Annotated in this window: 2 protein-coding genes; both read left to right on the plus strand. The window is 34.0% G+C overall.

Annotation, left to right across the window (positions count from 1 at the left end; all coding sequences use genetic code 11):
- Positions 1–394 precede the first annotated feature (394 nt).
- A complete protein-coding gene (locus FTV34_RS17070) occupies positions 395–1,402 on the plus strand; it encodes a replication initiation protein (protein ID WP_004967300.1) in 1,008 nt (335 codons plus the stop codon).
- 105 nt (positions 1,403–1,507) lie between these two features.
- On the plus strand, positions 1,508–2,074 hold the full coding sequence (locus FTV34_RS17075) for a plasmid replication DNA-binding protein (protein WP_225531289.1): 567 nt from the start codon (positions 1,508–1,510) through the stop codon (positions 2,072–2,074).
- The last annotated feature ends 89 nt before the right edge of the window (positions 2,075–2,163 follow it).

Consider the following 2,163-nt stretch of genomic DNA (forward strand, 5'->3'; position numbering starts at 1 on the left):
CCCCACGAATCGAGCGAAAGCGAGATTCAATAGAGTTTGAGCGTAGCGAAAACCAAGGGCAATTTTTCATTTATTTTTTCATTTACTAATTTTAAAAGCTTTATTAAAAGCTTTTAATAGCTTTTAAAAAGCTTTTAAAAAGCTTTACGGCCAGTCTCAATGTATTGCTATATCAGTGTTTCAGACACTAAAGTGGGGGCGAAATGTTAGGTTTTTGACTTTAAGTGGGGGCGAAATGTTAGGTTAGTGGGGGCGAAATGTTAGGTTAGTGGGGGCGAAATGTTAGGTTAGTGGGGGCGAAATGTTAGGTGGTAATCAAGATATGCTTGACTTAATAAGTGGGGGTAAGTAGCATTGAAAATACCACCACATAATAGAAGAATAGTGATTTTAGATGGCTGTATCATTAAAGAAAATTAAAAATTTTGAGGAACATGACAAATCTCTTTTTCCTCTTTCAGCACCTGCCAAACGTTATCCAAAAGACTATGCTGTCTTTCAAAATATTTTCTGGCAATTGAAGCATGAGAAATCACCAAAAGACGATATTCTAAAATTGCTATTCTTTTTTAGCCCTAAAGTTCGGCTAGCATCAGATCCCAATGAAACAACAGAATTCACTGTAACAGCTAAAGAATATGCTGAATTGACGGGCTTAAAGCCAAGCAGTGCTTATGTAGCCTTAAACCGAGTAGTAGATGCTCTCTACGACCACAGTGTAGTTTTTTATCATCCTGGAAAAGATCGAGATATTCGAACAAGACTCATTAGTACATGCTCATACAAGGATGGATGTTTTTATATTTCTTTCACGCATTTTGCCCTATACATTATGTATGTTTTTAATAAACAAAATTCGTATACAAAATTTAAAGTTAAATCGGCTGTTGCCTTACATGGTCACGGTTTAAAACTTTACCCATTCTTGGTACAAAATGAATTTCGGTCTAATTTCGATGTATCCATCAAAGAATTAAAAAGTGCTTTAGGTCTAGCAGAAAATTCATACCCAGAATATAGAGATTTCAAAAGTACTATTCTTAAACCCCACATTGATGACATTAACTCTAAAACAGAACTTACTATTGAGTTTAAAGCAGTCAAGAAAGAAGGACGCAAAGCTAGTCATGTTAATTTTATAGTTAGAAAAAAGAAAACTATTGGAGCTAATCAACAAAGTGAAACTGGTAGTAACCAAGAGCAAAATAAAATAACTGCAAAAATGGTTTATTTAACGATAATTCAAAGTGAAGAATTGAGCTTGAGATTCAAAGAATCTGGTGAGACTACAGACGAATTAGTAGAAAGAATAAAAATTGATTTTAAAAATAACGAAGGTAATAGATGGATTGAAAAACTAGCAGAATTCAATATCGACTTTACTATTGAACAAAAAGTTTGAAAAATTGCTGCTATACCTAGAAAAGTACGATTTAATTCAAAATAAGATATATGTTCAGCTAAGATGTTCAGATGAACATGCTTAAACACGCGCTGAGGGATTACATTGAACAAAACAAAATTTAGCATAATGGACGCAAGTAAAGCTTTTAAAAAATCAAGAACAACAATCTATGAATCTATAAAAAGTGGTGAATTATCAAGAGATCATGATGGACTTATAGACTTATCGGAACTTATCAGAGTTTATGGCAATCCAGTCAGTGTTCAGTCCAGTACACGTACTGAACAAGTCCAGAAGGATGTACAGGTACACGTTCAGTCTGAAATTGAAAATGTATTAAAAGATCAAATTTCTTTACTCAAAAATCAGTTAGATTTAGCAAATCAAAGAGAAAAGTCTTTGATGCAACATATTGAAGATCTCACTCATAGAATTGAGTTTAAAGGCACGTTAGAACAGCCAAAACAAGAAAATACTAGTAAGCTAAATGAATCTACTAATCTAAATATAGCAACAGATCCTCGGCCAGAGATTGAGTCGAACTATGACGCATTGACTACTTTTGGGGAAGACAACAAGCGTATACCTATTCCTGAACACGTTGAACCGGAACCTAAAAAAAGGGGATTATTGGGCCGTTTAGCTCGGGCAGTTTTTACAGATGAGTAAGGTTTTATTGTTATTTTTAGCTAAACAAAAGTGTGGAACATTGCTTACTTATTAAGCGTGGAACGTGAAAAATCATAAAAAAAGCCCGG

This window comes from Acinetobacter sp. YH16038, assembly GCF_013417275.1.
GTDB lineage: Bacteria > Pseudomonadota > Gammaproteobacteria > Pseudomonadales > Moraxellaceae > Acinetobacter.